20 protein-coding genes and 1 pseudogene are annotated in these 25,760 nt (G+C 46.0%); 11 read left to right on the top strand and 10 right to left on the bottom strand.

The annotated features are described in order from the left end of the window. Window positions 1–293: 293 nt before the first annotated feature. The 4 genes from QUA74_RS19025 to QUA74_RS29900 form a co-directional block, all read right to left on the bottom strand. Window positions 294–1,100, bottom strand: coding sequence for a DUF1838 domain-containing protein (locus tag QUA74_RS19025; RefSeq protein ID WP_333332226.1), 807 nt, complete (start codon window positions 1,098–1,100; stop codon window positions 294–296). A 147-nt stretch (window positions 1,101–1,247) separates the two neighbouring features. Beyond that, a complete protein-coding gene (locus tag QUA74_RS19020) occupies window positions 1,248–1,535 on the bottom strand; it encodes an RNA-binding protein (protein WP_333332223.1) in 288 nt (95 codons plus the stop codon). Between the two features lie 641 nt (window positions 1,536–2,176). Continuing rightward, a complete protein-coding gene (locus tag QUA74_RS19015) occupies window positions 2,177–3,754 on the bottom strand; it encodes a methyl-accepting chemotaxis protein (protein WP_333332220.1) in 1,578 nt (525 codons plus the stop codon). 834 nt (window positions 3,755–4,588) lie between these two features. Further along, entirely contained in the window at window positions 4,589–4,648 is a 60-nt protein-coding gene (locus tag QUA74_RS29900) for a helix-turn-helix domain-containing protein (protein WP_445302155.1), read from the bottom strand. A gap of 62 nt (window positions 4,649–4,710) precedes the next feature. On the opposite strand from QUA74_RS29900, the pseudogene QUA74_RS19010 reads away from it, so the two are divergent. Next, window positions 4,711–4,881 (top strand): annotated as a pseudogene (locus QUA74_RS19010) (transposase); the annotation flags it as partial. Between the two features lie 74 nt (window positions 4,882–4,955). On the opposite strand, the gene QUA74_RS19005 reads toward QUA74_RS19010, so the two are convergent. Continuing rightward, window positions 4,956–5,174 carry a hypothetical protein gene (locus QUA74_RS19005; RefSeq protein ID WP_333332217.1) on the bottom strand — a complete coding sequence of 73 codons (219 nt, stop codon included), beginning with the start codon at window positions 5,172–5,174 and terminating at the stop codon, window positions 4,956–4,958. Window positions 5,175–5,335: 161 nt separating this feature from the next. On the opposite strand from QUA74_RS19005, the gene egtC reads away from it, so the two are divergent. The 3 genes from egtC to egtD all read left to right on the top strand — a co-directional run bounded on the left by egtC (window position 5,336) and on the right by egtD (window position 8,794). After that, a complete protein-coding gene (egtC, locus tag QUA74_RS19000; protein ID WP_333332215.1) occupies window positions 5,336–6,124 on the top strand; it encodes an ergothioneine biosynthesis protein EgtC in 789 nt (262 codons plus the stop codon). Then, window positions 6,096–7,367 (top strand): ergothioneine biosynthesis protein EgtB, encoded by a 1,272-nt coding sequence (egtB, locus tag QUA74_RS18995; protein ID WP_333332212.1) that lies wholly within the window; start codon window positions 6,096–6,098, stop codon window positions 7,365–7,367. The genes egtC and egtB overlap by 29 nt, the downstream gene beginning before the upstream one ends. A 380-nt stretch (window positions 7,368–7,747) precedes the next feature. Further along, complete coding sequence (egtD, locus tag QUA74_RS18990; protein ID WP_333332210.1) at window positions 7,748–8,794, top strand: L-histidine N(alpha)-methyltransferase; 1,047 nt, start codon at window positions 7,748–7,750, stop codon at window positions 8,792–8,794. 115 nt (window positions 8,795–8,909) lie between these two features. Here the strand turns inward: egtD and QUA74_RS18985 are convergent, their stop codons facing one another. Both QUA74_RS18985 and QUA74_RS18980 read right to left on the bottom strand, forming a co-directional pair. Further along, on the bottom strand, window positions 8,910–9,521 hold the full coding sequence (locus QUA74_RS18985) for a hypothetical protein (RefSeq protein WP_333045161.1): 612 nt from the start codon (window positions 9,519–9,521) through the stop codon (window positions 8,910–8,912). 409 nt (window positions 9,522–9,930) lie between these two features. Continuing rightward, window positions 9,931–10,245, bottom strand: a complete 315-nt coding sequence (locus QUA74_RS18980; protein ID WP_333045160.1) for an RNA-binding protein — start codon at window positions 10,243–10,245, stop codon at window positions 9,931–9,933. 941 nt (window positions 10,246–11,186) lie between these two features. Between QUA74_RS18980 and QUA74_RS18975 the strand changes: the two genes are divergently transcribed. The 3 genes from QUA74_RS18975 (at window position 11,187) to QUA74_RS18965 (ending at window position 14,282) form a co-directional block, all read left to right on the top strand. Continuing rightward, window positions 11,187–11,996 carry an SDR family NAD(P)-dependent oxidoreductase gene (locus tag QUA74_RS18975; protein WP_333332207.1) on the top strand — a complete coding sequence of 270 codons (810 nt, stop codon included), beginning with the start codon at window positions 11,187–11,189 and terminating at the stop codon, window positions 11,994–11,996. 219 nt (window positions 11,997–12,215) lie between these two features. Continuing rightward, window positions 12,216–13,052 carry an MBL fold metallo-hydrolase gene (locus QUA74_RS18970; protein ID WP_333332204.1) on the top strand — a complete coding sequence of 279 codons (837 nt, stop codon included), beginning with the start codon at window positions 12,216–12,218 and terminating at the stop codon, window positions 13,050–13,052. A gap of 165 nt (window positions 13,053–13,217) precedes the next feature. After that, window positions 13,218–14,282: an aldo/keto reductase gene (locus QUA74_RS18965; protein ID WP_333332202.1), complete on the top strand. Its 1,065-nt coding sequence runs from the start codon at window positions 13,218–13,220 to the stop codon at window positions 14,280–14,282. Window positions 14,283–14,552: 270 nt separating this feature from the next. Here the strand turns inward: QUA74_RS18965 and QUA74_RS18960 are convergent, their stop codons facing one another. Beyond that, window positions 14,553–16,235 carry a tetratricopeptide repeat protein gene (locus tag QUA74_RS18960; protein WP_333332199.1) on the bottom strand — a complete coding sequence of 561 codons (1,683 nt, stop codon included), beginning with the start codon at window positions 16,233–16,235 and terminating at the stop codon, window positions 14,553–14,555. 247 nt (window positions 16,236–16,482) lie between these two features. Here QUA74_RS18960 and QUA74_RS18955 point away from each other — a divergent pair, with 247 nt between their 5' ends. Next, window positions 16,483–18,219: a pseudouridine synthase gene (locus tag QUA74_RS18955; protein ID WP_333332196.1), complete on the top strand. Its 1,737-nt coding sequence runs from the start codon at window positions 16,483–16,485 to the stop codon at window positions 18,217–18,219. Between the two features lie 454 nt (window positions 18,220–18,673). Here QUA74_RS18955 and QUA74_RS18950 read toward each other — a convergent pair whose 3' ends face one another. Continuing rightward, window positions 18,674–21,130 (bottom strand): ATP-dependent helicase, encoded by a 2,457-nt coding sequence (locus QUA74_RS18950; protein WP_333332193.1) that lies wholly within the window; start codon window positions 21,128–21,130, stop codon window positions 18,674–18,676. Window positions 21,131–21,297: 167 nt separating this feature from the next. Between QUA74_RS18950 and QUA74_RS18945 the strand changes: the two genes are divergently transcribed. Further along, window positions 21,298–22,305, top strand: coding sequence for a DUF4349 domain-containing protein (locus QUA74_RS18945; protein ID WP_333332190.1), 1,008 nt, complete (start codon window positions 21,298–21,300; stop codon window positions 22,303–22,305). Window positions 22,306–22,611: 306 nt separating this feature from the next. On the opposite strand, the gene QUA74_RS18940 is transcribed toward QUA74_RS18945, so the two are convergent. Continuing rightward, window positions 22,612–23,706 (bottom strand): RuBisCO accumulation factor 1, encoded by a 1,095-nt coding sequence (locus QUA74_RS18940; RefSeq protein ID WP_333332187.1) that lies wholly within the window; start codon window positions 23,704–23,706, stop codon window positions 22,612–22,614. Between the two features lie 156 nt (window positions 23,707–23,862). On the opposite strand from QUA74_RS18940, the gene QUA74_RS18935 reads away from it, so the two are divergent. Both QUA74_RS18935 and ubiE read left to right on the top strand, forming a co-directional pair. Then, a complete protein-coding gene (locus tag QUA74_RS18935; RefSeq protein ID WP_333332184.1) occupies window positions 23,863–24,807 on the top strand; it encodes a response regulator in 945 nt (314 codons plus the stop codon). A 245-nt stretch (window positions 24,808–25,052) separates the two neighbouring features. Beyond that, window positions 25,053–25,760, top strand: a complete 708-nt coding sequence (gene ubiE, locus QUA74_RS18930) for a bifunctional demethylmenaquinone methyltransferase/2-methoxy-6-polyprenyl-1,4-benzoquinol methylase UbiE (RefSeq protein WP_333332181.1) — start codon at window positions 25,053–25,055, stop codon at window positions 25,758–25,760.

Here is a 25,760-nt window from a genome sequence, read left to right as displayed (position 1 = left end):
TACTCACTATTATCTCGGATGATTCACTTTTATCCCCTCCATCTGCCTATGTGCCAGTTGGGGGTGCGGAATGTGGGATATAGAGGAGACTGCACGTGCCGTTTCCCTACGCCAGATTAATTGTAGGGACACGGCAGTGCCGTGTCCTGGCTGTAAGTAATATTAATTCCGATGCTACCGGATTTGATATGATGCGGTAATGTGCTGGTGCGCGCACCCTACATTGACAGTTGGCGATCGCATGGCGGCCCATGCGATCGCCAACTGATTGAGGGCATTCATCTATTATGAGCTTATGCTTCCGGTGCTGGCAGAGGGAATCTTTCTCCCGCGAGATAAGCATCAAAGTTCTCTTGAAAATAAATCCAAGAAGTCATATCTTCCACATCTAATTGCGATTTCGGCGCATCTTTATACAAAGGAATGCGAGTTTTAATTTCATCTTGCAGCAATTGAGGTAATTCTGTCCAACTCTTGACTTTGGAACCCGTGGCACTGTAAATCATGTTACCGGGTCGATTTCCCATTTTCATCCATGCCAGCCACGGCCCGATTCTATCCCAACTCAGAATTACTTGAGAAACTGAGACAAGTTCGGGATTTAATAATTCTGCTGTGGGCACTGTCAGCTTAAATAATTCCGCTGCTTGATAGATAGGATTTGGACTGTAATCAACAAATCTGGCATCCTCAGCTAAAGGATTAGGATAGTTGGGAAATATGTCAAAGACAAAAGTCGTAATTTCCGGCTCTACTTTAGCCGGGAAAATTCCTTTAAAATTACCTTGGACGGGGTTGTTAGCAACGTGAGCAACCGTTAGGGTTTCTCCTGTCCAAGGGTTCTCCCATTTGTGGAGAATTTTTCCGCTGTTGGGGTCGAGATAGTAAGTTAGTTCTCGCGAGGTGAATTTCCAGCCGCCCTCGCCGTCAGCAATACACCTGCTTGCACTCATGCCAAGTATTTTGAACAAGCGCTTTTTCGGTTCGTTGGGAACAAAAGAGTAAATATAACCGTTCCAGGTGAGAAATGTTGCTTCACCGTCTAGGGAACTGCGCGTTTTCACCCATTCTTTGGCATCAAATTCTTGTAATAAAACCATACCACAGGCTCCTGTAAATAATCCATGTTTTTGTGCAGCAGATTTGACATTGCATCCCCAAAATCAACTGCTGGTAGCAATTCGGCGCTACTTGCGCACTTGCGCATCAGGTGGGTTCCGAGAGGATGTCAACCGCCGCATCGCGGACTAATATCCGTCGTTTCTCTTGATACCTGCGCCTCGATTTCCCTCTTCTTTGGGTTTAGCTTTGTTCACTCGCAAGGGACGCCCCATCCACTCTGCACCGTCTAATTCGGCAATTGCAGCGTCTTCTTGGGCATCCTCCATCATCTCAACAAATGCAAAACCGCGCATCCGACCAGTTTCCCTGTCGGTAGGCAAGACAACTCGCTTGAGTGTGCCGTGTTCGGCAAATACTGCTTTCACGTCTTCTTCGGTAGCGCGGTAAGACAGATTTCCAATGTAGATAGTCATGTCGATCGAACTGAACTTGTTGTGCTATACATAATAACCTGTTAATTTAACTGTCAAGTGCTATGTAGTATACAACTGGGCAATCGAATCTGACTAAAAGGGTTTGCCACACTGACAAACTCTTTGTACTAGCTGCAATAGTTAGCTGGATCAAAATTCATCTCCTTACTCTCCCTTCGAGTGAGTGAGTAGATGAATTTTGGGGCGGTGAGGAATCCCACCCCTAAACAATACTTGATTTTAATCATATCAGTTCAGTGATGGGTGGGCGACGCATCACCAAGCATCTTCGGAAACAAAGCGAGTAACAATGTATAATATATCAAGTTGCTCTCAGCTACGATCGTTGATATAGCAGTTCTCAACTTTCGTGAGGTACTTCCCAGTTAATTACCAATTCCCTACTTATTCAATTCTTTAATCTAAAATCTAAATTTCTACTTCACTCGCTTGAAAATTGCTATACACATCTACATAGCCATTTGAGGAAACATACTTGACATCTCCCCAGCCCTTTCATAGACGGGGATATCTCACCTTCAATACTTTGACCAAATTGGGAATTGGAAATGGGAAATGGGGAATTGGGAAAATTTTCTCCCCATCTCCTTCATCCCAGTTTAGGATATTACTTTTCTCACTTAAACTAAAGATGTGAGATTTAAAGCCGCTTTGTTAAGGGTTTGAGTGCCAATTCGACTTTGGGTAATACCGCTGGCGGTTTCCGTTGCTCCTTTATTCAGAACATTCATCGCATCTACCACTTGCTCAATAGCGATCGCCTGCTGTTTGGTATTCAGATAAATTTGCTGACTGCTGACAACAACACTGTTAATAGCATTAGCAACCTTGTTAAAATTATCTGCCGTACCTTCAGTCAATTTTAGGCTATTATCTAAAGTTTTTTTGCCCTCATCTGTTACCATCACTGTTTTATTAATCGCATTCTTAATATCGTTTACCAACTCATTAATCTGATCGGAAGATGTCTTGCTTTGATCGGCGAGTCTGCGAATTTCTCTCGCCACCACCCCAAACCCCTTTCCTTGTTCTCCGCTGCGTACTGCTTCCACTGTAGCGTTAATTGCCAGCATATTAGTTTGATTAGCCAAATCGCTGACTAAATTGGTAATATTAGCAATCTGATTGGTTTGCTGGCTCAAATGTAAAACTTGCTCGGCGATAGCTCCGACTTTTTCCGTCAAACTCAACATTCCCTCCTGGGTTTTATGCACCACTTTACTGCCTTCTGCTGCCAGGTTTAAGACATTACTGGCATTCTCAAGGGCTGACTCGGCTTGCATAGCTGATTGCCTCGATGATGCGCCCAATTCATCCATTGTGGTAGTTGTTTGATTAACAGAAGCAGCTTGTTGTACAGCAATACGTTCCTGTTGCTCAATTGTCGCAGCGATCTCGGTAGAAGAACTGACAATCATATTAATAATACCTTTCAGTGCCTTATCTAAAGGTTTGGCGATCGCTATGCTTAAAGCTATGCCTAAACTAATCGCTGTTAGCGGCCCAATAGTCATCCCCAACAATACAGCTACTTGAGTTTTATTACTATCATTGTATGCCGTTTTATAAGCTTCATCGGCTTGCTTTCTGTTGGCTGCAACCACTGCTAAAGTTGCTTTTTCTGAAGTTATAAATTTCAGGCGAATCACCTTGGATTGCTGACTAAGTTTATTCAAAAGGTTACTAGCTGTCTTGGCTCTTGCCATTTCTGGCGAATTACTTTTACCTTGATTAATTAGGTTTAGCTGCAAGCCCAAAGGATTCAAAATTCCCACTCTCTCAAATTCTTGATTAATTCGCAGGAGTTCTTGATCTTCCTGCTGCCACTCCTCCCAATACTTCAGCATTTGTTTATATAGTGCGTCTTCATCCGAGGTACGAGGAAGGACTTCGTATGCTTTAAATCCCTCTTTAATCTGCTGCCAAGCCTTGTCCATTCTGTTTAATGCTTCTTGCCTTTCTGCTTGACTGAGTGCCGAATTAATTAGCGCTCTCTCTGATGACTCAATTTGGGTTTGTCCCTCGTTAATTTTTAATAATGCTTCAATACTCGGTAATTTATTTTTACCGAGAGTCTCTATGTGTTGACTGAGATTAGAAGTTGAACTCCATCCTACCCAGGCAACTAAAAATACTAAAAGTCCCATCATCAGAAATGCACTGATCAGTCTGGTTTGTAAATTCAGGTTTCTCAACATAATAGTTTTTTTCCTTTTACTACCGTGAGCCTCGCGGGAGTCATGAATACATATTGTATAGTATAATTTTTCTCACCTACACGAGGTACAGGTTGACATTTTACGTTTTACGTTTGACAAGTAGTAATTAATTGCTGATTACATCCTGTTCCTGAGAATGGCTATAGATGTTGGGTGATGACGTAGTTAGGGTAGCTCTTTGGTTGTCATCCTGCTGAATTCATTTTGATTAACCTCTTTATTTTATAGGTTAAAACCTGTAATTACACAAACCAAGCCTGCCCACGCCAACTAGAAAAACTGGTAGGATTATAATTAAGTTCGGAGTTCAAAGATATAGCCGTGATCAGAAAGATGAGGTATCATATTGCTGACTAATTCATAACGGTCAAAATTAAAAAAATCAGATTGACTAATTAACTAAATTATCTCAATTTTTATTTAAAAAATCAAACCAAAAAATACATATTAGCACAGTTTTGAATGACAGTTACAGAGCTAAAATCCGAGGGTAACTCCCTAGACAAAACAGGCTTGAGGTTGCCTATTTGAGAAAAATAAACATACTCGCCTGATAGCGAAAAAACGGCTGAAAGTAAACTCCGGAGATTAATTATTAGTCTTTTTATCAAATTTTTGCTTACCCAAGTTCTTCCCTTTATGTTAGCCAGTGCGAGAGTTAAAAAAAATTCGATATGGTATGTATAAATGCCTGAGCGATTGCTGTAACGGAACTGAGGAAACATCTTTTAACCATTACCTAGCTTCTGTTTTCTTTGACGTAGAGTAAGCATACCAGACAGTTTGTTATACCATGGCACTCGTTCGGAAAACTTACAGAAAGAACGCCAGCGCACCATTCCAAACAACCCTCATGCAGCCAAACAACCGCAGCTCAGCTTAGTCGCTGTTGGTGTGTGGGGTAAAATCTTTACTCATAGCGGGCTTTCATTGCTATGGTAAATGCGTTAAAAGGGGTATCCAGTAGGCGGTATGGGCAAGCTGGATACCCAAAAGCTTATGGGAAGGATGCTCTAGGGAGTCCTAATTATTTTGTAGCTTCTATTGGCGACGGGCCCTTGGAAGTTCTGAAACGATATATCCAGAATCAAGAAAAGCCGTCCTAAAAGGACGGGATTTTAAACCAAAATCTCTGATAACTTTAATCAGTTTGGCGTTGGGAGGATGTTACTGCTTTTCCTTAGTCGATCGAGATTGACTGAGGCCCCGTGCTTTTACCGTTGGTGGGTTCGGCTGGGGGAGTAGTGTAGGAGGTTGAACCAGCTTGCTCGTCGATCCAGCTTTTAACGGGATCTTCGTGAAGGTTGAGTCGAAGCAGGCCAGAAAAAAATCCACCAGTGAAGGCGATCGGCTGTTGGATCAATTCTTGGGCCATTGGGATGAGTTCGTCGAGGAACATTCAAGAGTCTCCTTGTGTTGCAGGGGTTCTACCTTAACTGTACCGTTTGTACTGCGATGCTGGCAGCGACCTACAAAAAACCTTCCAGCGCTGAAGATGGGCGATCGGGCAATTTTTCGGCTAATGACTTACAATGCTAATCAAATTGCTGAAAAAATTTTATGTGCCGTTTGCTTGGCTACCTCGGGGAGCCGATTTTACTTGATGCTATTCTGTACAAGCCGGAACATTCCTTAATTGTGCAGAGTTACGATCCCCGCGAAATGACTTCTGGCCTACTCAATGCTGACGGTTTTGGTATTGGTTGGTATCACCCGCACCTAGATACTGACCCGTTTACTTATAAAAATGTACAGCCAATTTGGAGCGACGTTAACCTTCCGAGTATCAGTCGATACGTTGAATCTGGATGCGCGATCGGATATGTTCGCAGTGCAACTTCAGGACAACCTGTAGATTTGAGCAACTGTCAGCCGTTTCAGAACGATCGCCTGCTGTTCGTACACAACGGCTTCGTGAAGAATTTTCGGCAAACTCTTTATAGACCAATTCGCGATCGACTCAGCGATACGCTTTATCAATCAATTAACGGTACTACAGATTCAGAGCATATCTTCGGCTTGTTTGTCAATGAATTGACAGCAGCCAATCTAACTCTAGAAGCTGCTTTGCAAAACTCGCTGAAAATTTTGGCAGAGCTAGCAAACTTTCACCAAGTAGAATTTTCAGCTAATATAATTATCAGCGACGGACACCAGCTCGTTGCCTCTCGCTTTGCTTCCCAAAAAGCCCCTCCTTCCCTCTATTGGCTGCGAGACGATTTAAATTTCCCGAATTCTGTCTTCATTGCTTCTGAACCTTTATTTGCTGGCAATTGGCACGAGTGCCCAGTCCAGAGCATTATCAGTACCGGAGTAGAGCGTGATATCGAAATCTATCCAATCTTGTAGAGAGGCAATTTATCGCGATTTGCAGCAGTGTCGCCGCGGCACTTTCAAGCTATTTGCAGACATCGATTATGATACTTTTTGCCGTCAAGCTCATCCTGATTTCAGTCCTGTTGGCTGGCACTTAGGTCACATTGCTTATACTGAGGATTTGTGGCTGTTGCAACGATGTGCTGGCTTGGAACCTGTCTTTCCTCAGTATCACAAACTGTTTGCTGCTGATATTTTGCCGAAAAAACAACGGGTTTTTCTGCCCGCGTTACCTGAAGTTGAATTATATCTGGACGCGGTGAGAAAAAAGGTGTTAGATTATTTGGAAGTCGCGCCGATCGACGAGCAAGAACGTCTCTGGCGGTTTATTATTCAGCACGAAAGCCAGCACTGCGAAACTGTTGCTTTCGTGTTGCAAATGCAAAGGAAGAAGGAAGAAAAAAGAGGGAATGAGGAAGGAAGATTAATTTCCAATTCCCGATTACCAATTGCAGATTACCAATTACAAATTACGGATTCCCCGGCGATTGAAATTCCGGGCGGGGAATTTTACATGGGAAGCGATGCTGCTGAGGCTTTAGATAATGAGCGATCGCGCCACCTGTGTTATTTAGAAGCATACTCGATCGATCGCTATCCCGTCACTTGCGGTCAATACGGAAATTTCATGGAATCCGGTGGCTATCAAAACCCTGATTGGTGGTCAGCGGACGGCTGGAAATGGCTACAAGGCGAAGCCGTCTCTCGACCGCTTTACTGGTCAGAAAATCCAGCTTTCCACAACCATCCAGTCTGCGGCGTGAGTTGGTACGAAGCCGAAGCTTACTGCAACTTTATCGGCAAGCGTTTGCCATCGGAAGCAGAATGGGAAAAAGCGGCGAGTTGGGATGCCACAAATCAAACATATCGCATCTATCCTTGGGGAGAAGAACCGCCAAACGGCAGCCTGTGCAATCACGGCAATAATATTGCCAATACCTCACCAGTTGATGCCTTTCCCAAAGGAGCAAGCGCGATCGGCTGCTATGATATGTTGGGGAATGTTTGGGAGTGGACTGCTTCAACCTTTGACGCCTATCCGGGATTTGAAAGTTATCCTTACAGGGGATATTCTCAAGTTTATTTTGATGGAGAACACCGGGTTTTGAAAGGGGGGAGTTGGGCGACTTTTCCGCAGGCACTGCGATCGAGTTTTCGGAATTGGTACTATCCGGGCGTGCGGCAAATTATTGCTGGTTTTCGCTGCGCTAAGTAGTTGGCTAGGTAATTATAATTACCATCAAGTTTGTTCATAGTGAGGAATTTATTCATCGGACTTTTCAGATGAACAAATTCCTTAATACTTGTATTAGAAAGCTTATTTGACGACCATCAGATAAATGGCTGGAGAGGGAATTGGAGACAAAATTTGTTTGTGAAATGCCCAACTTTTTTTTATGTAACAAGCTCAAGTAAAACAAGTTTTGTTAATTCTTTAATAAATTTTGTGTATAAAATTTAAGTTTTAATTGTGGATGCGATCGCCCTCGCGTGAGAAAATACAGAACCGAGATCGGCATGAAAAATCTGACTTGAGCGCGATATTTGGCAACGCAACTGCGTGCTATACCGATATGTGCATCTAAAAATTACTCTATGAAATCCCCAAGACTGTCCGACACAACCAACTCAGCCTTAACGAAGGAAAACCGGCTGCACTTAGAGCGACTGGTAAGCGCTGCGGCACTGACACCCGCAGAAATCAATGCTGGTAGCGATGCAGTTAGCGGGTTGACTCAAAACCCCAAATCCCTGCCTCCAAAGTATTTCTACGACGATCGCGGATCAAACCTGTTCGAGTTGATTTGCCAGTTGCCGGAATACTACCTGACACGCACTGAGACGGCGATTTTGCAGGGGTGCGCGGGGGCGATCGCAAATTTAACGGGCCCCTGCGAAATTGTGGAACTCGGCAGCGGCAGTTCCACCAAAACTCGGCTTCTCCTCGATGCTTACAGTCAACGGGAATATCCGCTGCACTATTTGCCGATCGACATCAGTCCTACTATCCTAGAAAGCAGCGCTTGTCAACTGTTAGCCGATTATCCGTCGCTCCAGATTCACGGACTTGTCAGCACTTACGAATTAGCCTTAGCTAAAATTGCACCGTCGCCGTTGCCAACCCGAATGATTTGCTTTCTAGGCAGTACCCTCGGTAATCTCAACGCTCAAGAATGCGATTTGTTCTTCTCGCAAATTGTCGGTGCATTGCAGCCGGGAGAGTATTTTTTGCTGGGAATTGACTTGGACAAATCTAAGGATATTTTAGAGCCTGCCTACGATGACAGTCAAGGAGTAACAGCGGCATTTAACTTGAATATGCTGCGGCATTTAAATCGGAGGTATGAGGGAAATTTTGATTTGGCGCAGTTTGAGCATTGGGCTTTTTACAATCAAGAGGAATGTCAAATTGAAATGCACTTAAAAAGTAAAAAAGCGCAAACAGTGCAGTTGCGCGCTCTCAATTTAACGGTTGAATTTGCAGCGGGAGAAACTATCCGCAGCGAAATATCGCGCAAGTTTAATCTCAATACTGTAAAAAAAGAACTTTCGCAGCGTGGTTTAAAGCCTGTGCAGGTTTGGACAGATCCAAATCAGTGGTTTGGCTTGATGCTTTGTCAGATGTCAGAAGTTAATAAATGAGTTCTTCAGATATTACCCACACTCAGGACACGGCACGGCGCCGTGTCCTCAATTTCTTCTGTGTTTTCGATGGTTCTGAATTCAGCTTATCCTGTTACCAATTGCCAATTCCCAATTAACAAATCGGCCGCTGTCCGGGTTTTACGGCGTGAATGTACTCACTGCCCGAGGTCGGCCATCCCCTCTTATAATAAGCTTCCTCCGGCTTCCCCCAGCCCAACTGCAACAAAATTTCTAGAAAATCCAACTTTTCCCACTTCCAGAGACTAGCCCATTCTGTGCGCTGGGCTATAGCCTCTACATCAACCGGCTCGATCGATCGAAAATCCTTTCCGCTGTTAACACTTAAATACAAATCCATCCCGGCAGTTACCTGCTGCCAGAATTCCAACATAGCAATCTTAGCTGCCTTCAACGTAATCAAATCAACCGGTAGAGCTATTAATTCGTCATCCACTGCCGGATAGCGTAGAGTATTGCCTTTAACCGCAATTTCCCGCCAGACAATCCCAGAAACTTGATGTTCCCGCTGGTATTCGTGTACGGCTGCCTTAAAATTTTGATAAGCAGTGAACTTCTGTACGCCCTCAGATTTGAGAAAGCGGTCAATCACGGGGTTGCCTGTAGCAGGAGTTTCAGTCAAGTTGAGGCGCCGCCCATACAAGCAGGCTTGGCGCTCTTCTTCGAGGATTTTAATGAGTTCCGCCGTGCTGTAGACCTTGGACATCTTTATTCAGGCAAAATCAAGATATTGGCTGATATTCGGCTGGTTTTCTCAACTAATCTTCGGTAAAGATAGTTTGGTTGTTCAGGGCAATATTTAGTTTTGCCGTTATTCTAACTTTTCTTCGTGCTTAATTCTAGTTTGATAGTTTACAGGAGCGGAGCCGAGAAATCCCGACAGCCTCTTAAAAAAAGCAGTTAAGAGGATACCGAATCACGAAGTAGACGGGGAAATGCACCGCAGACGTACCGGGCGGGATTTTTCGCCAAAAACAAAGCCCCCTCGAAGGAGGGGGCAAAACTGATTTAGAGGTTTGGGAGTTTTATTTGATGGGTCGATCGAACAACCCGAAAAAAAAGCAGCATTCGCACCTGCCGTCAACTACCACAACTCAAATTTTCAGTCTCAAAGCTTAGTAGCGTCCGCGTGAAGAGCGATCTTTGTCGCCCCAGCCGCCGCCACCGCCCGAGGGGCGTTTGTTGTCTTCGCGAGGTTTGGCTTTGTTGACTTTCAAGTCACGGCCCATCCACTCAGCACCGTCTAGAGCTGCGATGGCTGCTGCTTCTTCTGCCTCGCTTGCCATTTCCACAAAAGCAAAACCTCGCATCCTGCCTGTTTCCCGGTCCATTGGCACTTGGACGCGGCTTACAGTACCGTACTCGGCAAATACTTCGTTGAGGTCGTCTGATGTTACCTCATATGAAAGATTACCCACGTAAATCGACATAAAATCTCCAGAATCATTAGGGTGCAGAGACTTAGATTCGGAGAGACGCTTGTAAATAAACACCAACAAACTACGCCACCGAATTTAATTCTTGGAAAACCACTATAACATGAAGCCAGCAGAATCAGCAATTGGCTGTCATAATTTTCAATTTTGGGTGCCCTGGGGCAATCGCCAACAGAAAGTATTCCTGATAACTGACATCTTACACTCTTGGCGTCATCCGCTGGGTTTCTTGCAGCGCGATCGACCTGATATCTGAGATTTTTCGTCGCTGTTACCAGGTTGATTGGGTCTGATTGAGAACAGTGCCTGAGATTCAGTTATAAATGACCTTCGGCACTATTCTCCCTGGGCAAGCATCTTCCCCCTTCCACCAGATATAAATGTTTTTAGCCCAGGATTAATCTTCCGAGTCAATCTTCCCTCTTCCATCTCCCGTCTCTCATGCCATCCGATTTAGCGCCAGAAAATGAAGGTTTCCCAATAATTATCAAAAGAGTTATTAGCCATATCTACGCGCCTTTTATACATATATAGCAATCCTCGCATCATTTGTGAATTTCTTACGGACTCAGAGCGAGTTCGGGGAGGGTTGGGGTGGGGTAAAAATTGTACTACTCCTGCAAGGATTGCTATATAATCATAATTATTTCTATAATATTTCCCTTTTATTCATTTTTTAAGGTTTTGTGTAGTTTCTCTATTTGCTCTTTCTCTAAGATGATTCTAGGCTGTCATTTTTACACTAATTACATGAAATTTGTTTTCGATTATACCGTATTTAAATGCCTAACAGCTTATGTCCTTGGAAAGATGCGATCGCACTCATGCCTCCCTAGCATTGTAAAAGTTGAAAGCACACAGTACACAAAGATTGTCTGGTAGAGACAGAAGCAAGCCTAGACAAAAGAGCGTGGAGCAATTACAGAGGATTTTAGATGGTTATAAACAGTTCATTGACCCGCCCCTTGGCTGTCGTGACGGGTGCCTCTAACGGTATCGGCTATGAACTCGCCAAACAGTTCGCTCAAAACGGCTTCGATCTCCTAGTCACCGCCACCGGATCGAGCATCAAAGAAGCGGCTCAAGCCTGTGAGGGACTCGGTGCCAAAGTCGAGACAGTGCAGGCAGACCTCGCTACCTACGACGGTGTTGAGACGCTCTACAACCAGATAAAAGCGACTAATCGGCCAGTGGATGCGATCGCAATTAATGCCGGTGTCGGCGTCGGGGGCGACTTTGCCCGCGAGACAGACTTGAAGGACGAACTAAATCTGATTAACCTCAACGTTGTCTCCTCTGTGCATTTGGCTAAACGGGTAGTTAAGGATATGGTCGATCGCGGCCAGGGACGGATTCTATTCACTTCGTCGATTGCCGCCCTAATGCCGGGGCCATTCGAGGCAGTCTATGCAGCATCCAAAGCCTTCATCCACTCGTTTTCGGAGGGACTCCGCAATGAGTTAAAAGATACAGGTGTAACTGTCACCTCGCTGATGCCCGGCCCAACCGATACTAACTTCTTCCACCGGGCGGGAATGGATGACACGAAGGCGGGCGCAGACAAGAAAGATGATCCAGCCGAGGTTGCCAAGCAGGGATTTGAAGCCTTGATGGCCGGTCAGGACAACATCATTGCAGGTTCACTCAAAACAAAGATTCTCGCCAACGCGAGCAAAGTTTTGCCTGATACCGTCACTGCCGAACTGCACAGTCAACTTACTAAACCGGGATCTGCTAACCAATAATTTCCGCCCGTCTTACTATTCTTATGTGCAGATTTAAAGAAAGTAAATATCGCAGATAATGGCAAGATTGCAGCCGATAAAAGCGTGTTTACTTCTTTCAGTATTGGCGATTTAGCACAGTTTTATCAGGCGTTCATCGATGCCATTATGCAGCATAGGCATTAAATGCGAACTGAGGAATAAATGGTTATAGCCTAAGTAATGTAATACAGAATATTTATGCAAATTCATCATCTCAATTGTGGCTGTATGTGTCCCATTGGTGGGGCGCTTTTCGATGGCTTCAGTCGTGGTTTGACGGCTCACCTCGTCTGCCACTGTCTGCTCGTTGAAACGAATCAGGGACTGGTTCTGATTGATACCGGCTTCGGACTCCGGGATATCCAGTCCCCTTACTCCCGGCTCAGCCCGTTTTTCGTCCATTTTAATAACATCCAGTTCGATCGCAAGTACACGGCGATCCATCAAATTGAACAGCTCGGATTTTCACCAAGCGATGTGCGCCATATTGTACTCACCCACCTCGATTTCGATCATGCCGGTGGTCTAGAGGATTTCCCTGAAGCCACGGTACACGTCATGCAGGCTGAAATCGATGCGGCACAGGATCGGCACGGTTTCATCACAAAAAGGCGCTATCGTCCGGGGCAGTGGGATGAAGTCAAACGATGGAAATACTATTCGGCGGGTGGCGAACCTTGGTTCGGTTTTGAAGCAGTCCGCGACCTCGACGGGTTGCCGCCGGAAATTTTGCTAATCCCGTTGGTGGGGCACACGCGCGGTCATGCTGGCATTGCCATTGATACACCCGATGGCTGGCTCCTGCACGCAGGCGATGCCTATTTCTACCGAGACGAGATGGATGCCGCTAACCGACGCTGCACACCCGGTTTGCGCGCCTACCAATGGATGATGGAGGTCGATCGCAAGGCTAGGTTGCTCAATCAAGGCCGGCTGCACGCATTATCGGTGCAGCATAGTAAAGATGTGCGCCTGTTTTGCAGTCACGATGCTATTGAGTTAAAAGCCTTCGTTGACGGGTCTAGTAGCTCTTAAAACTAGAAAATTCATCCTTAGTATTGATTAGGCAAAGTAGGGAGTTGGGGAAGTTGCAGCCGGACTGCGCTGTGGATTTTGAAACATCTTAAATTCACAACTCAAAACTCTTTAGTGCAGCGAAGCGGTGAGTGAGTCCTAGTAGTTTTTTTGCAGGAGGCATTTATGAATATCAGCAGACGCAAGTTGTTAAAGGTAACCTCTGCTTCGGGTTTGGTTGCAGCAGGAATGGCAGCTTCAGAAGGGTTTTTCAAACCCGTGTTAGCTCAAGATGAAGTGACTCAAGTAGATGTTAAAAATGAAGTTGCCCAAGGTCAAACCCAAAGCGGGGAGATGAGTTACAGGACGCTGGGACGCACGGGAGAGCGAGTGTCTGCCATTGGCTTGGGGGGACACCATATCGGACGGCTTCGAGAGGAGCAAGAAAGTATTAAGCTCATTCGCAGTGCGATCGACCGTGGCATCAATTTCATGGACAATTCTTGGGATTATCACAACGGACGCAGCCACCGCTGGATGGGTGCAGCGCTCAAGGATGGCTACCGGCAAAAGGTGTTTCTGATGACCAAAATTGACGGCCGCACCAAGGGCGCTGCGATGATGCAGATTGATGAGTCACTGAAGGCCTTGCAGACGGATCGCATTGACCTAATGCAGCATCACGAACTTATTCGGATGGAAGACCCCGATCGCATTTTTGCTCCCGGCGGGGCTATGGAGGCGGTAGTGGAAGCGCAGAAGGCGGGCAAGATTCGCTACATCGGGTTTACAGGGCACAAAGACCCTTTGGTTCACCTGCGAGTGATGGAAATTGCCGCTCAAAACAATTTCCGTTTTGACGCGGTACAGATGCCCCTGAACGTGATGGACGCTCATTTTAGAAGTTTTGAGCAACAAGTTCTGCCGGTGCTGGTGAAGAACCAAATAGGTGTATTGGGGATGAAATCTATGGGCGACCCCTACGTCCTTAGAAGTAATACAATAAGCCCGATCGAATGTCTTCACTATGCGATGAATCTGCCTACTTCAGTGGTGATTACTGGCATTGATAGTATGCAACTCCTTGATCAAGCGTTTGAGGCCGCTCGCACGTTTAAGCCGATGGATCAAGCACAAGTTGCTGCAATGCTGAATCGCACTCGCGAGGCGGCGGCAAAAGGACAATACGAACTGTATAAAACTACTAACCAATTTGATAGTACCGCCATGAACCCATCGTGGCTAGGGTAAGCGCTTTTGTATTATTCCTAAGCAAATCTAGGATGAGGGGAGAGTTATTTCTTTAGATAACCCACCAAGGCTAGAGGAGAGGTTGTCTCCGGCTCTTTTGGGTTGTGGGAATTAGATTTTTTTATGAACCGCAGAGGGCGCAGAGAACGCAGAGGGAGAGAGAAGACGGAAAGTTTTTAGTTTTAAGTTAAATAGTTCAAACTTCACCCCAGCGCGGTATTACGAGGAACAAAGCAATTTCAAAACTCAAAACTATTCGTCAATTTCCCCTTACCACTTGCCTGACATCGCGCCCTTGAGTCTCAATTCTTCTCGACTGACTAGAGCTTCGTAGTAATCGGGTTTGATTTCGAGGGCGACTCCGTAAGAGCTAATGGCATCTTGAGTTCGCTGCAATTTTTGCAAAACGTCGCCCCGCTGTGCCCAAGCTTCCCAGTTGTCTGGCTTGAGTTGAATCACTTGGTCAAAAGCGACGAGTGCTTGGGAATAGTTCTGCATTTCCCCTAGGATCAGACCTCGCTGTACCCAGCCTTGATAGTTGTCGGGCCAGACAGTAATTGCTCGATCGTATGATGCTAGAGCTTGTTCGTACTGCTGCAATTTTGACAAAGCGTTGCCGCGTTTCAACCAAGCTTCAAAATTGTCGGGCACGATTTTTAGTACGCGGTTGTAAGCTGCGACTGCTTCTTCGTAACGCTGCAATTTTTCCAGCGCTGCGCCTTGCTGCAACCCTACTTTTGATGTAATTTCTGCTTCGGAAGTCAGAGAGATTACTTTATCAAAACAGGCGATCGCTTCTTCGTATTGCTGTAATTTTTCCAGAGCTTCGCCTCGCAAGTTCCAAGCTTCTAGAAAATTACCTTCAATTTGTAGGGCATTGCTGTAAGCGATAATTGCCTCTTTGTAGCGTTCCAATCCTGCCAGGGCGATGCCTCTACCCAGCCAAGCTTCGGGAAAATTCGGATTAATTTGAACGGCTTGGTCAAAAGCAGCGATCGCCCCTTCAAAATCTCTCGCTTCTGACAGTGTTTGACCGCGCCCGATCCATGCTTCGGGATAAAAAGAATTAATTTGAATTGCCCGATCGAAACAAGCAATTGCCGCATCCGCCCACTGGTGTTTGAGGGCCATTCCTTTATAAAACCAAGCTTCGCAGTCGTTGGGCTGCATTTGCAGTACGCGATCGTAAGCTGTCACGGCTTCTGCATATTTGTGCAATTTTGCTGAAGCAATGCCTCGATTGAACCAAGCCAGACTATTTTGTGGTTGCAGTTGAATGGCGCGATCGTAAGAAGTTACAGCTTCAGCGTAGCGTTCCGCTTTCATCAAAGCCAAACCTCGGTTCAGCCAAGCTTCCCAATTCATCGGGACGAGTTTCAGGGCGCGCTCGAAAGCCGCCACGGCTTCAGGATAGCGCTCCGCTTGAACCAACACGTTGCCTTGTCTATACCACATGGCGGGCAAATTCGGATGAAGTTGGGTTGCTTTTTTGTAACAGGTTGCGGCTGCATCCCACTGCTGCAATTCCTCTAAAACTCGGCCTCGCTGATACCAAGCTTCGTGCTTTTCTGAATTGATTTGAATTGCGGTGTCGAAAGCCGCGATCGCTTCTGAGTGATTTTGCAAACTTAACAGCCCTGTCCCGCGCAGCATCCAAGCCCAGTATTCTTCGGGATTAATTGCTGTAGCTCGATCGGCGCAGGCTACGGTTTCTGCGTAGGAGTGCAGTTGCTTGTAAGCTTTGCCCAGATTCAGCCACGCCCGGGCCCAGTCCGGCTTAATTTGAACCGCTTTTCCGTAGCAAATGACTGCCGCTTCGTACCTTCCTGCGGCGTACAATCTATTGCCCCGATCGTAATCTGGAAATGCTGCAAAAATTCTTAAAATCGGCGGCAGCAGTGATGGTTGGGGGTTTGAGGAGTTTTCTGTAGCCGAAGTCGAGAGGTCTGGCATACGCCTTGCACATAAAAAAATTAGTGGGATAACAAGCTTGCGGTCTTATATATTAACTTATGCTTTTCTTAATCTCGCTGCTGTTTTGAAACAAATTTAGCATATCAGGCTTGGTGCGACAAATCATTTTTACTTAATTCGAGTAGGTATAAAATTATGCCCCGTTCCCGCTTTCGGTACACCGCTGTAAAATACCGTCAAGACACAAGCAGATATGTCCTAATTCAGGTTTCAAACCAAATTTAAGATGCTAAAGTTGCACGCGCTTTTAGATTTCACTGACTGTCATTGGGAGTCGATCGACTCGCACCCGAATTATTGGTACGAAGGCCGTTGTCCTCAAAGTGGCGAGCTGCTGAGACTGCCGCGCACTCGAATGTCCGAGGATCTCGCGCGGGGTTTGATGCAGTACCTGGCGGCTGACGATTCCTACGATCGCGAGGGCAAGATGTACGGCATATTACTGGTGGAGATGCCTTCGGGGGAACAGGGGATACTCAAAGCATTTTCCGGGCTGCTGAACGGTTGCAGCATTGTTGAAGGCTGGGTGCTACCGATTCCGGGACGAGATCGAGTTGCTTTTGATGAAGCCCGCACGTTAACTCAATTGGAGGCGATGAAACAGGAACTTATTGCACTCAATCAACTCCCGCAGCGACAAGAGTATGAAGCCTTATTTCGGGAGTTTGAAGTGCAAATGCAAGTTTTGAGCGATCGGCACCGCAATTGCAAGCAGCAGCGAGATGAAAAACGCCAGTTACTGTGTCAAACTCTCGCAGCAGAAACACTAGAAATTGCCCTGGAACAACTGAATCAAGAAAGTCGTTTGGAGAAAATTGAACGCAGACAATTGAAACGGCAGCGGGATGAAACATTGCAGCCGCTAAAACAATTAATTGAAGCTGCGGATCTGCGGATGCGGGCGCTGAAACAGCAGCGAAAAGAACTTTCCCGCGAACTTCAAACGCAAATGCACGCGGCTTACTCTCTGGTGAATTTTTTGGGAAAATCGCGATCGCTCTCCTCATTGATGCCAACTAATTCTATTCCCACTGGTACCGGCGACTGCTGCGCCCCAAAATTGCTCCACTGTGCGGCAGTAAACAATCTGAAACCGCTGGCAATGGCTGAGTTTTGGTGGGGGCCGCCATCGGGGGATAAGATACAGGGAGAATTTTATGGTGCTTGTGGCGATCGGTGTCAGCCGTTGATGGGTTTTTTGCTGTCAGGATTGGCTCAAAATCCGATTGTTTCTAAGATGGATGAGGGTTTTACGGGCGGGCTAGAAGCCCAACCCCTACTGCCCACAAGCAATAATTTTTCTTGTGGAACGGGCATCTTGCCCGTTACGCAAATGCTACCGATTATTTATGAAGACAAATGGTTGATTGCGGTTAATAAACCTTCGGGTTTGCTGTCAGTTCCGGGTCGTTATTTTGAAAATCAAGATAGTGTTTTCAGTCGTTTGCGTAACTTGTTACCGGATAGTTTAAATTTGACAGTTGTGCATCGTTTGGATTTGGAAACATCTGGGATTTTGGTATTGGCGCGGGACAAAGAAACTAGCAGTCAACTCAGGCAGCAATTTGCAAAAAAGCAGGTTCACAAAGTTTATGAAGCGGTGCTTTCGGGTACTGTAAAAATTGATGCGGGGACGATCGATCTCCCACTTTGGGGCGATCCAGAAAATCGCCCTTACCAGCACGTCAATTGGGAGTGCGGAAAACCCAGTGTTACTCGCTTTCAGGTAATGGCGAAAGAGGGAAATTGCGATCGCGTCGAGTTTTTGCCGCTGACGGGACGCACGCATCAATTGAGGGTTCATGCAGCGGATGTTCGAGGGTTGGGGATACCGATTTTGGGCGATCGACTTTACGGATGTCGGGCTGCTGCAAATCGGCTACACTTGCACGCGCGGGAACTTTCGTTTGAGCATCCGCAGTTGGGAGAAACGCTATACCTAAAGGCAGAAACACCATTTTGATCACAGGGCGGCAACGAGAGATAGTCTAGCAGTAGGAATTACATATAGAGGCAGCAAATATTTATTGTTGAGTAATCAAAGCAACCTGAATTCTGAGCAACTTTACAGGTTAGCAGCCACCTTGAAACAATCAGAATGCTTGAGAATTGCGTATTAGATGAAGCAAGAGTTTAGGGAAATATAGGAAATTCATATTACCCTCAATAGGGCGCATCAAAAGTGAGATGCTCCCCTTGTGAATCCTGCACAAGGATGTGTATTTAGTTGTACTAACCAGAGGGTTAGGCTAACCGTCCCTGGATATTTCTAGCCATTTAGGTTAAACGAGTCGCAGGTTCTGAAAGCATTATATACCAAGGCTGGGAGAGAAGCTAGAAATTCCTAAAATCGGGAAACTTCAGGTTAAGTTTTAACCCATGAGTAGAGCCGGGGAACGAGCTACTTATTACTTCTTTTATATGGCATTACTCGGAAATCTCTGCTTCAAAACAGGCATTACCGGACAAGGTTTTTGCTCCTGCAAATTCTCTGGTTTGTTCCAAGTAAAAGGCCCTTTCTTCTCCGCCGCCATCCACAGCAAGCTTTTTGCTCTAGTCATGGCTACATACAGCAGTCGAAACTCTTCTGCTGTTTTCAAATAACCTGCTTGTTCCCAAGCTTCGCCTAAATTTGGTAAAGGATATTTTTCGTGCAAACTTGCTCGAATTTGTGCTCTTGCTACCTCTGCTAAAGTGAAATCTCCTAAAAATCGGGTTTGCGGCAAAACTCGCAAATTTCCGGGGATGGTTTGTTCGTGCAGAAACGGCAAAAATACGCAATCCCAATCCAATCCTTTGGCTTTGTGCATGGTAATAATTGTTAGTTGACCTTTGCTGGTATAGCGTTCTTCTATTTTGTCGTCTGCATCCACAGGTTCAAATCTTTCGGAACTGACAATTTCGCTCAGTACGTCCAAAATATTACGCATAGAATTGTTGCCGGCTGTTTGGATTGCTACCCGTTCTGCTAATTTGTCGGCCGTGGCTAATTCTGTTTGGTCGTATTGCAGCGCTAAGGCTAAGAATGAAATGATTTGGTATGGTGGCAGTTCTAAGCTAGCTTGCAGCAAACCGCAGCAAAAATAGCGACATTTGCGAACCGGGTCTGACTGCTGCGGGTCTAGCGGGCCAGGGTAAAGAAATTGCTCGGGGCTAGTCGCAAAAGCATTGTAGTCTTGTTTGGGGATCAGTTGCCGATCGCTCAAAATTTTTAAGGCTGCTTTCAGATAGTCTGGAGAGTGCGGGCGATCGAGGAATTGCAGCAGTGTTAAGATTTCCCAAGGTACTTGAGAATGTCTGTCCCGCTCTCCCACATCCTCAATTTTAATCCCGTATTTCCGCAAATCAAAGCTTAATCCGTGTTTTTGAGGATTTTCCAGCACTTCTTTGATAAACTTACCTTGTTTGTTTTCCCGCACCAAAATAGCCATCGATTTCAGATTTTCTAACGGCAATTTTGCACTATTTTCCCCCTCGCTTGCTTCTCCCCCTAAATCGATATCTTTGCCATCCCTGCCAAATTCAAAATCAGTCGGTAAAAATTCCTCTACTAACTCAATTACCCGTTTGCCAATTAACTCAATTGTATGGTAAATATCGCGGGGAGTATGCAATTCTAAGCCTCGACCAATAGGGGCAGGATTTGCATTTTGCTGCGGGTCATCGCTGGGTACAGGCTTAATAGTTTGGTCGCGAAAAGGCTGTTCGGTTCCCGCTAATTTTGAGCTATTTACCCATTGCAACATAAAGTTAGCTGCATCGATAATTACCTGGGTGCTACGGCCTGCGCCGTCCATGGTCGCTAACTTATTTTCTACTTCACACCGATCGCAAAATTGGTTAAAATAAATCGGGTCGGCGGGAGTGAAGGTAGAATTAATCGCTTGATTTGGATCGCCAACTCTGATAAAATTGGGAGGTGAGTTAGGATGATCGGGATCGATCGCCAATGTTTCCAAAAGCCGAGTCTGCAAAGGTGTCGAATCCTGCGCTTCGTCCTCGAAAACGGCAAATACTTGCTTTTGCTCGATCGCCCTCGCCCTCGGATTTTCCAAGACCCGCAAAGCGGCTAAAATCATCTCGTCATAATCGATGAATTCCCGACTCCTCAACAAAGCCTGATATTTTTGATATAAACCCCCAGCTACAGCTAAAATCTCATAACCGTCCCCAGTATCAAGAGCGTTCATTTCTAACAACTGTTCGGGAAATAAACCCGAAGATTTCGCCTCGTGAATCACAGTTTTAGCTACCTGTGGCAAAATTTCCGTCCGCAAAACCGATTGTCGCCGCAGCCTCTCCGTTTCCTCTCCGTCGAATTGCTGTCCTTCCAACAAAACTTGATATCTGCGGGGATTTTCAGCAATCCAAAGTTCTACACAGGTACGAATTAATCGGTGACTTTGAGTTGGAGTCACTAAAGTTGAATTTTCTAAATTTAAACCCGACAAATCGGGATGGCGCATCGCAATATTCAAAGCTAAACCGTGCAAAGTGTGCACGGCAAAACCACCTTGAGATAAAGACAATTCTGCCAATCTTTCCCGAATTTTAGCTTTAATATTAGCAGCAGCCGATCGCGTAAATGTCACGACAATTAACTGGCGGCGGTTGTGAAGCTGGTTGCGGGCGATCGCAATTGCCGACGCAGCAGCCATTCCCGTAGACTTCCCGGCCCCTGGAACCGCCGAAACAGCAAGGGGGCAGCCTTGCCAATCCGCCATGTCCTGCTGGCCCGCACGCAAGCTTTCGCGAATTTTAAGGCAAGCTTGTTCTCGCAAAACTGCGGCAGAGTCTAACCCAGAGGAAATGTTGCCAGGGCGATCAATATTCGTTGTCGATCGCATAAAATCAGAATCAAATTCATCAGTCATTATTACATCCGCGTTTATCTGCGTTCATCTGCGGTTAAAAATAAAAAAATCTGCAACCTCTACCGTTTCCATTTCGGTATCGGCTAAACTAACACTATCTATTGAAGCTTAAATTGAAACCAGCATAAAATTCAATACCCAAGCTTTTTTTTAGAGGAGTCACCCCAATGAAAACTCACCTCAAAATCAATTCCCCCCCGCCCAAGCCAAACCCAAACCCAGCCAACAACAGCACAACTCGTTTTGCTGTGGCAGTATTCTTAACTTTATCTTCAGCCATTGCTTTGCCTAGCTGCGGAGGATCTCAACTGACCAGCAGCGCTCCAAGCGGCGCAGATTCACCCAGCAGCCGTGAAAACCAAGTGGCCGCATCGGCTCCACAATCGGCACCAGCACCCGAGCCAGCAGCCCAAAGGTCAAAAACTCCTGGTGCATCAAAAAAAGCAGCAGAAACTCCAGCAACCCGTCCCCAACTGATTAAAAAAGCCCAACTCAGTCTAGTTGTCAAATCTCTTGACGCCAGCACTAAATCTGTTACTAATATTGTGGAAAAACAGCAAGGCGATATCTTGGGTTTCCAAAATCAAAAGCCGCCGGATTCGAGTGTCCGCCAAACCGCGTCTGTGGAGATTCGCGTGCCTCAAGAACGGTTAGAAACTACTTTAGACACTTTGGCAAAACTCGGAACAGTAGAGAACCGTGCTCTGACGGCTGAGGATGTTACCGATCAATTAGTTGACAGCGAGGCTAGGCTGCGGAACCTCCGCAAATCCGAGGAAATGGTGTTAAAAATTATGGAGCGATCGGGCTCTGTCGGCGACGTGCTCAAAGCTGCTCAGGAGTTGAGCAATATTCGGGAGTCGATCGAACGCATTGACGCTCAGTTAAAAAGTTTGCGAAATCAAGTAGCCTATTCGACTATTAGCTTAACTCTACAAGCAGCAGTATCTGCTCAACAAACTCCCGAACCTTCTCTAGGTTTGCGGGTACAGGAAACTTGGGGGAAAGCGACTCATTCTGTGGGCGAATTGACGCTCGGTTTGTTTGGTTTGGGTATTTGGCTGTTGGCTTACAGTCCTTATTTGCTGTTAATTGCGGCTGCGGTTTACGGCTTTAATCGATTTAAGAAACAGCATTCTGTTCCGCAAATTCAAGAACCGAAACCGCCTCAGTAGTCAGTAGTCAGTAGTCAGTAGTTAGTAGTCATTAGTCATTCCACCCACGTAACATTTATGTATTGTGGAACGGCCGGAGAACCCGTTCTTAAAGCCAACGACAAATAACAACTGACAACTAACAACACTTAGTAGTCATTAGTCAGTAGTTATTTGTCATTAGTCATTCCACCCACGTAAAATTTATGTATTGTGGAACGGCCGGAGAACCCGTTCTTAAAACCAACGACAAATAACAACTGACAACTGACCGCTGACAACTGACAACTCACAACTCACAACTAATAACTCACAACTGACAACTGACTAATCATCAATTTGCCATCCATCTTTGGTATAGTCTTCATCCACAATCTTTTTCGGACGCATCACCAGAACAACTCGCCCCAAAATAGGAATATCCGGGGATTGTTCAAACCAGTACAATTCTAAATTACCAGCGTTATCAGCAAGGAAATAACTGTCAGCATCCCACTGTCTTTGGGATCGATCAGCAATAATCAAAACTTCTTCAACTTTGCCTTGTAGCGGTACAGGCAATTGATCGCTCATTTCCAAAACAGCCACCGGATCTTCAGCGTTCAAAATTACCTGCCATCCGGGAATCGCCACCCAAGCTCCGGCTCCAGAAAATTTTACCATTCGGAACGGCTCGATTTCCTCCGGCAAAGGCACTGCCAGCAAATCTGTCGTAGAAAGCGGCAATTTGCCCACAACCGGGACAACGCGGGGCAATTGTTCCTCAGAATCGAGCCTGTAGACGGGCAGGCGGGGCGCTTCCTTTCTCGAAACTACGGTAAAATCAACGAGCAACTGCTCGATTTGCGCCCTAGCGGTTTGGCTGCTAGCTAATTTTAAACCGCGAGCAATTAAGCGCGATCGCTCTTGCAAATCGCTTTTCTGTCTCGCTAATTGCCAGCATTGGTAAGCCATAGCATCGCCGGGAGTGTCTGTGAACCCTTGGGGGAGACTCCCGAAGTGCGAAAACTCCTTGATCGCTTTAGCAACTTGGCGAGCATCGTCAACATCCAAATTGTGGGTTAGCATCAAAGCTGCCGCCCCGGCCCGCTCTACTTGAGAGAGAATCCGAAACTCGTATAAGATATCACTACCTTTGCCGAGGAAGTGCGATCGAACTTCGTCTGAAGCCCCAGCATTGACCATGCTGGTGTAAACTTGGGCTGCGACGCTCACTTGATTTTGCTGAATTGGCTCAAAACCAGTTTCTTCAAAAATCCTTTGAGAGTTGTAGCCAGCTTTTAGCAGCGCAGTGCAGGCCTGTCCCCACTCTACCCAAGTGCCTTCTTTTCGGCGGAGCGATCGAATTAACTTTTCGGCATCCACAGCATTTGTGGAGGATGCAGATGCAGGAGGGGATGAATCTTGCGGTGTATCAGTCATAATTGAATCAAAAACCAGCGTTAAGTTATGTGGGATTGGATACCGGCAAGGCTCGTGTCGCGGCAGAGCGATAGATTAATAGTAAGTGAGTTATGAGACTATTGTTACAGAATAGTTGCTCGCCTAAATTTACAAAGGGGAGTTTATCGTATTGTTATGGATAATGCCATTTCAGAGCTAGATCAAATTAAACGCCAGCTCATGACCCTACACAGACCGAAAAAGCCCAAAATGCTGGTAGTAGACGACGAACCAGACAATCTGGATTTACTCTACCGCACTTTCCGACGAGATTTTAACGTGCTCAAAGCTGAGAGCGGAATTCGCGCCTTGGAAGTCCTCGGCATCGAAGGTGAGGTCGCCGTCATCATTTCCGACCAGCGGATGCCCGAAATGAAGGGAACGGAGTTTTTGAGCAAAACCGTGCCGCAGTTTCCGAATACGGTCAGAATTATCTTGACTGGTTTTACGGACATTGAAGACTTGGTGGATGCGATTAACTCAGGACAGGTTTACAAGTATATCACTAAGCCTTGGGACCCGAACGAACTGAAAATGGTGGTGCAAAAGGCGGCCGAGACTTATGAAATTCTTAAGCAGCGGACTGAGGAATTGGATCGGGCCCAAAATCAAATACAACTGTTAGCAACAATCATGCAAACGGCTGTGGATTATCCGAGTTTGGAAGCAAGTTTAGATCCAATTGCTACTGCTATAAGTGATAATTTTTTGGCTGACGCTTGCATTTTGCAACTGGTGGAAGGAAATGCTTTAATATCAGTCCAAGGCTGTCACACCACTGGTTCAACTGTGGAAAATTGGCTGGCAGATGACCCTCTGGTTCGAGAAGCAATTAGCTCTCAAACTATTCAGGGTGCTGTGAATATTGGGCTTGACACAGCCTTAGCGAGTCTGCCGCACTATCAGAAATCCGGCATTCAAGCTCACCTGAGCATCCCAGTGATTCACAAAGGTCGATCGATCGCCCTGATTTCCATGCAGTGGAAGCAACCTTGTTCCCTGCGCCCCGACGAACTCACAACAGTTCACCTCGCCGCTCAAGAAGTTGCTTTGGTATTGACGAGTTTTCAGGGTCATTAGTCATTAGTCATTAGTCATCAGTCATTAGTTTTTAGTCTTTAGTTGTTAGTCTTTAGTCATCAGTGGGATCTCTGGAGTCGAAAATGATAGCAAACCAATGATTATAGACAAAAAATCACCAACCGCTAACAAATAAAAAAGCATTAATGACTGGCGACAGCATGACATGAATGCACGGATTAATTATTTTTTCCGGCTGACCAATTACCAATTACCAATCACCAATCACCAATGACCAATGACCAATGACTAATAACGCCGAAGAAATTAAAACTATATTTAATCGAATTGCACCAGTTTACAACCAATTGAACGACTGGTTGAGCTTTGGGCAACACCGGATTTGGAAGCAAATGGCGGTGAAATGGAGCAGTGCTGGCCCGGGAAATACTTGTTTAGACTTGTGCTGCGGTAGCGGAGATCTAGCTTTGCTGCTGGCCAAACAAGCAGGGCCGACCGGTTGCGTATTTGGAGTAGATTTTTCCGCCGAACAATTGGCCGTGGCTGCCAGGCGCGATCGACCTTTTCTCACCCCTATAAGTCCCATTTCCTGGGTAGAAGCAGACGCCCTAGACTTGCCTTTTGCTGACAATTACTTCGACTGCGCCACAATGGGTTACGGCCTGCGTAACGTGACTGACATCCCCCGCAGTCTTCAGGAATTGCACCGCGTGCTCAAACCCGGTGCCAAAGCAGCTATTCTCGACCTCCACCGCCCCAGCAATTCCCTAATGCGGAGCTTTCAGCAGTTTTATCTAGACACTCTCGTAGTGCCCATTGCTCAGAAATTTGGCATGACTCAAGAATATGCCTACATTAATCCTAGTTTAGAAAAATTCCCGATCGGCCAGGAGCAAGTGGCGATCGCCAACAAAGCCGGATTTGCCGCCGCCACCCACTACCCGATTGCCGGAGCTATGATGGGAGTATTGGTACTCGGCAAAGCAATTTAA

The organism is Microcoleus sp. LAD1_D3, assembly GCF_036702135.1.
Classification (GTDB): domain Bacteria; phylum Cyanobacteriota; class Cyanobacteriia; order Cyanobacteriales; family Microcoleaceae; genus Microcoleus.
This window is presented reverse-complemented; position numbering and strand designations above follow the sequence as displayed.

Coding starts and splice junctions, on each gene's coding strand:
- QUA74_RS19025 (WP_333332226.1), bottom strand. CDS start 1,100: ATGGTTTTATTACAAGAATTTGATGCCAAAGAATGGGTGAAAACGCGC.
- QUA74_RS19020 (WP_333332223.1), bottom strand. CDS start 1,535: ATGACTATCTACATTGGAAATCTGTCTTACCGCGCTACCGAAGAAGAC.
- QUA74_RS19015 (WP_333332220.1), bottom strand. CDS start 3,754: ATGTTGAGAAACCTGAATTTACAAACCAGACTGATCAGTGCATTTCTG.
- QUA74_RS19005 (WP_333332217.1), bottom strand. CDS start 5,174: ATGTTCCTCGACGAACTCATCCCAATGGCCCAAGAATTGATCCAACAG.
- egtC (WP_333332215.1), top strand. CDS start 5,336: ATGTGCCGTTTGCTTGGCTACCTCGGGGAGCCGATTTTACTTGATGCT.
- egtD (WP_333332210.1), top strand. CDS start 7,748: ATGAAATCCCCAAGACTGTCCGACACAACCAACTCAGCCTTAACGAAG.
- QUA74_RS18985 (WP_333045161.1), bottom strand. CDS start 9,521: ATGTCCAAGGTCTACAGCACGGCGGAACTCATTAAAATCCTCGAAGAA.
- QUA74_RS18980 (WP_333045160.1), bottom strand. CDS start 10,245: ATGTCGATTTACGTGGGTAATCTTTCATATGAGGTAACATCAGACGAC.
- QUA74_RS18975 (WP_333332207.1), top strand. CDS start 11,187: ATGGTTATAAACAGTTCATTGACCCGCCCCTTGGCTGTCGTGACGGGT.
- QUA74_RS18970 (WP_333332204.1), top strand. CDS start 12,216: ATGCAAATTCATCATCTCAATTGTGGCTGTATGTGTCCCATTGGTGGG.
- QUA74_RS18965 (WP_333332202.1), top strand. CDS start 13,218: ATGAATATCAGCAGACGCAAGTTGTTAAAGGTAACCTCTGCTTCGGGT.
- QUA74_RS18960 (WP_333332199.1), bottom strand. CDS start 16,235: ATGCCAGACCTCTCGACTTCGGCTACAGAAAACTCCTCAAACCCCCAA.
- QUA74_RS18955 (WP_333332196.1), top strand. CDS start 16,483: ATGCTAAAGTTGCACGCGCTTTTAGATTTCACTGACTGTCATTGGGAG.
- QUA74_RS18950 (WP_333332193.1), bottom strand. CDS start 21,130: ATGACTGATGAATTTGATTCTGATTTTATGCGATCGACAACGAATATT.
- QUA74_RS18945 (WP_333332190.1), top strand. CDS start 21,298: ATGAAAACTCACCTCAAAATCAATTCCCCCCCGCCCAAGCCAAACCCA.
- QUA74_RS18940 (WP_333332187.1), bottom strand. CDS start 23,706: ATGACTGATACACCGCAAGATTCATCCCCTCCTGCATCTGCATCCTCC.
- QUA74_RS18935 (WP_333332184.1), top strand. CDS start 23,863: ATGGATAATGCCATTTCAGAGCTAGATCAAATTAAACGCCAGCTCATG.
- ubiE (WP_333332181.1), top strand. CDS start 25,053: ATGACTAATAACGCCGAAGAAATTAAAACTATATTTAATCGAATTGCA.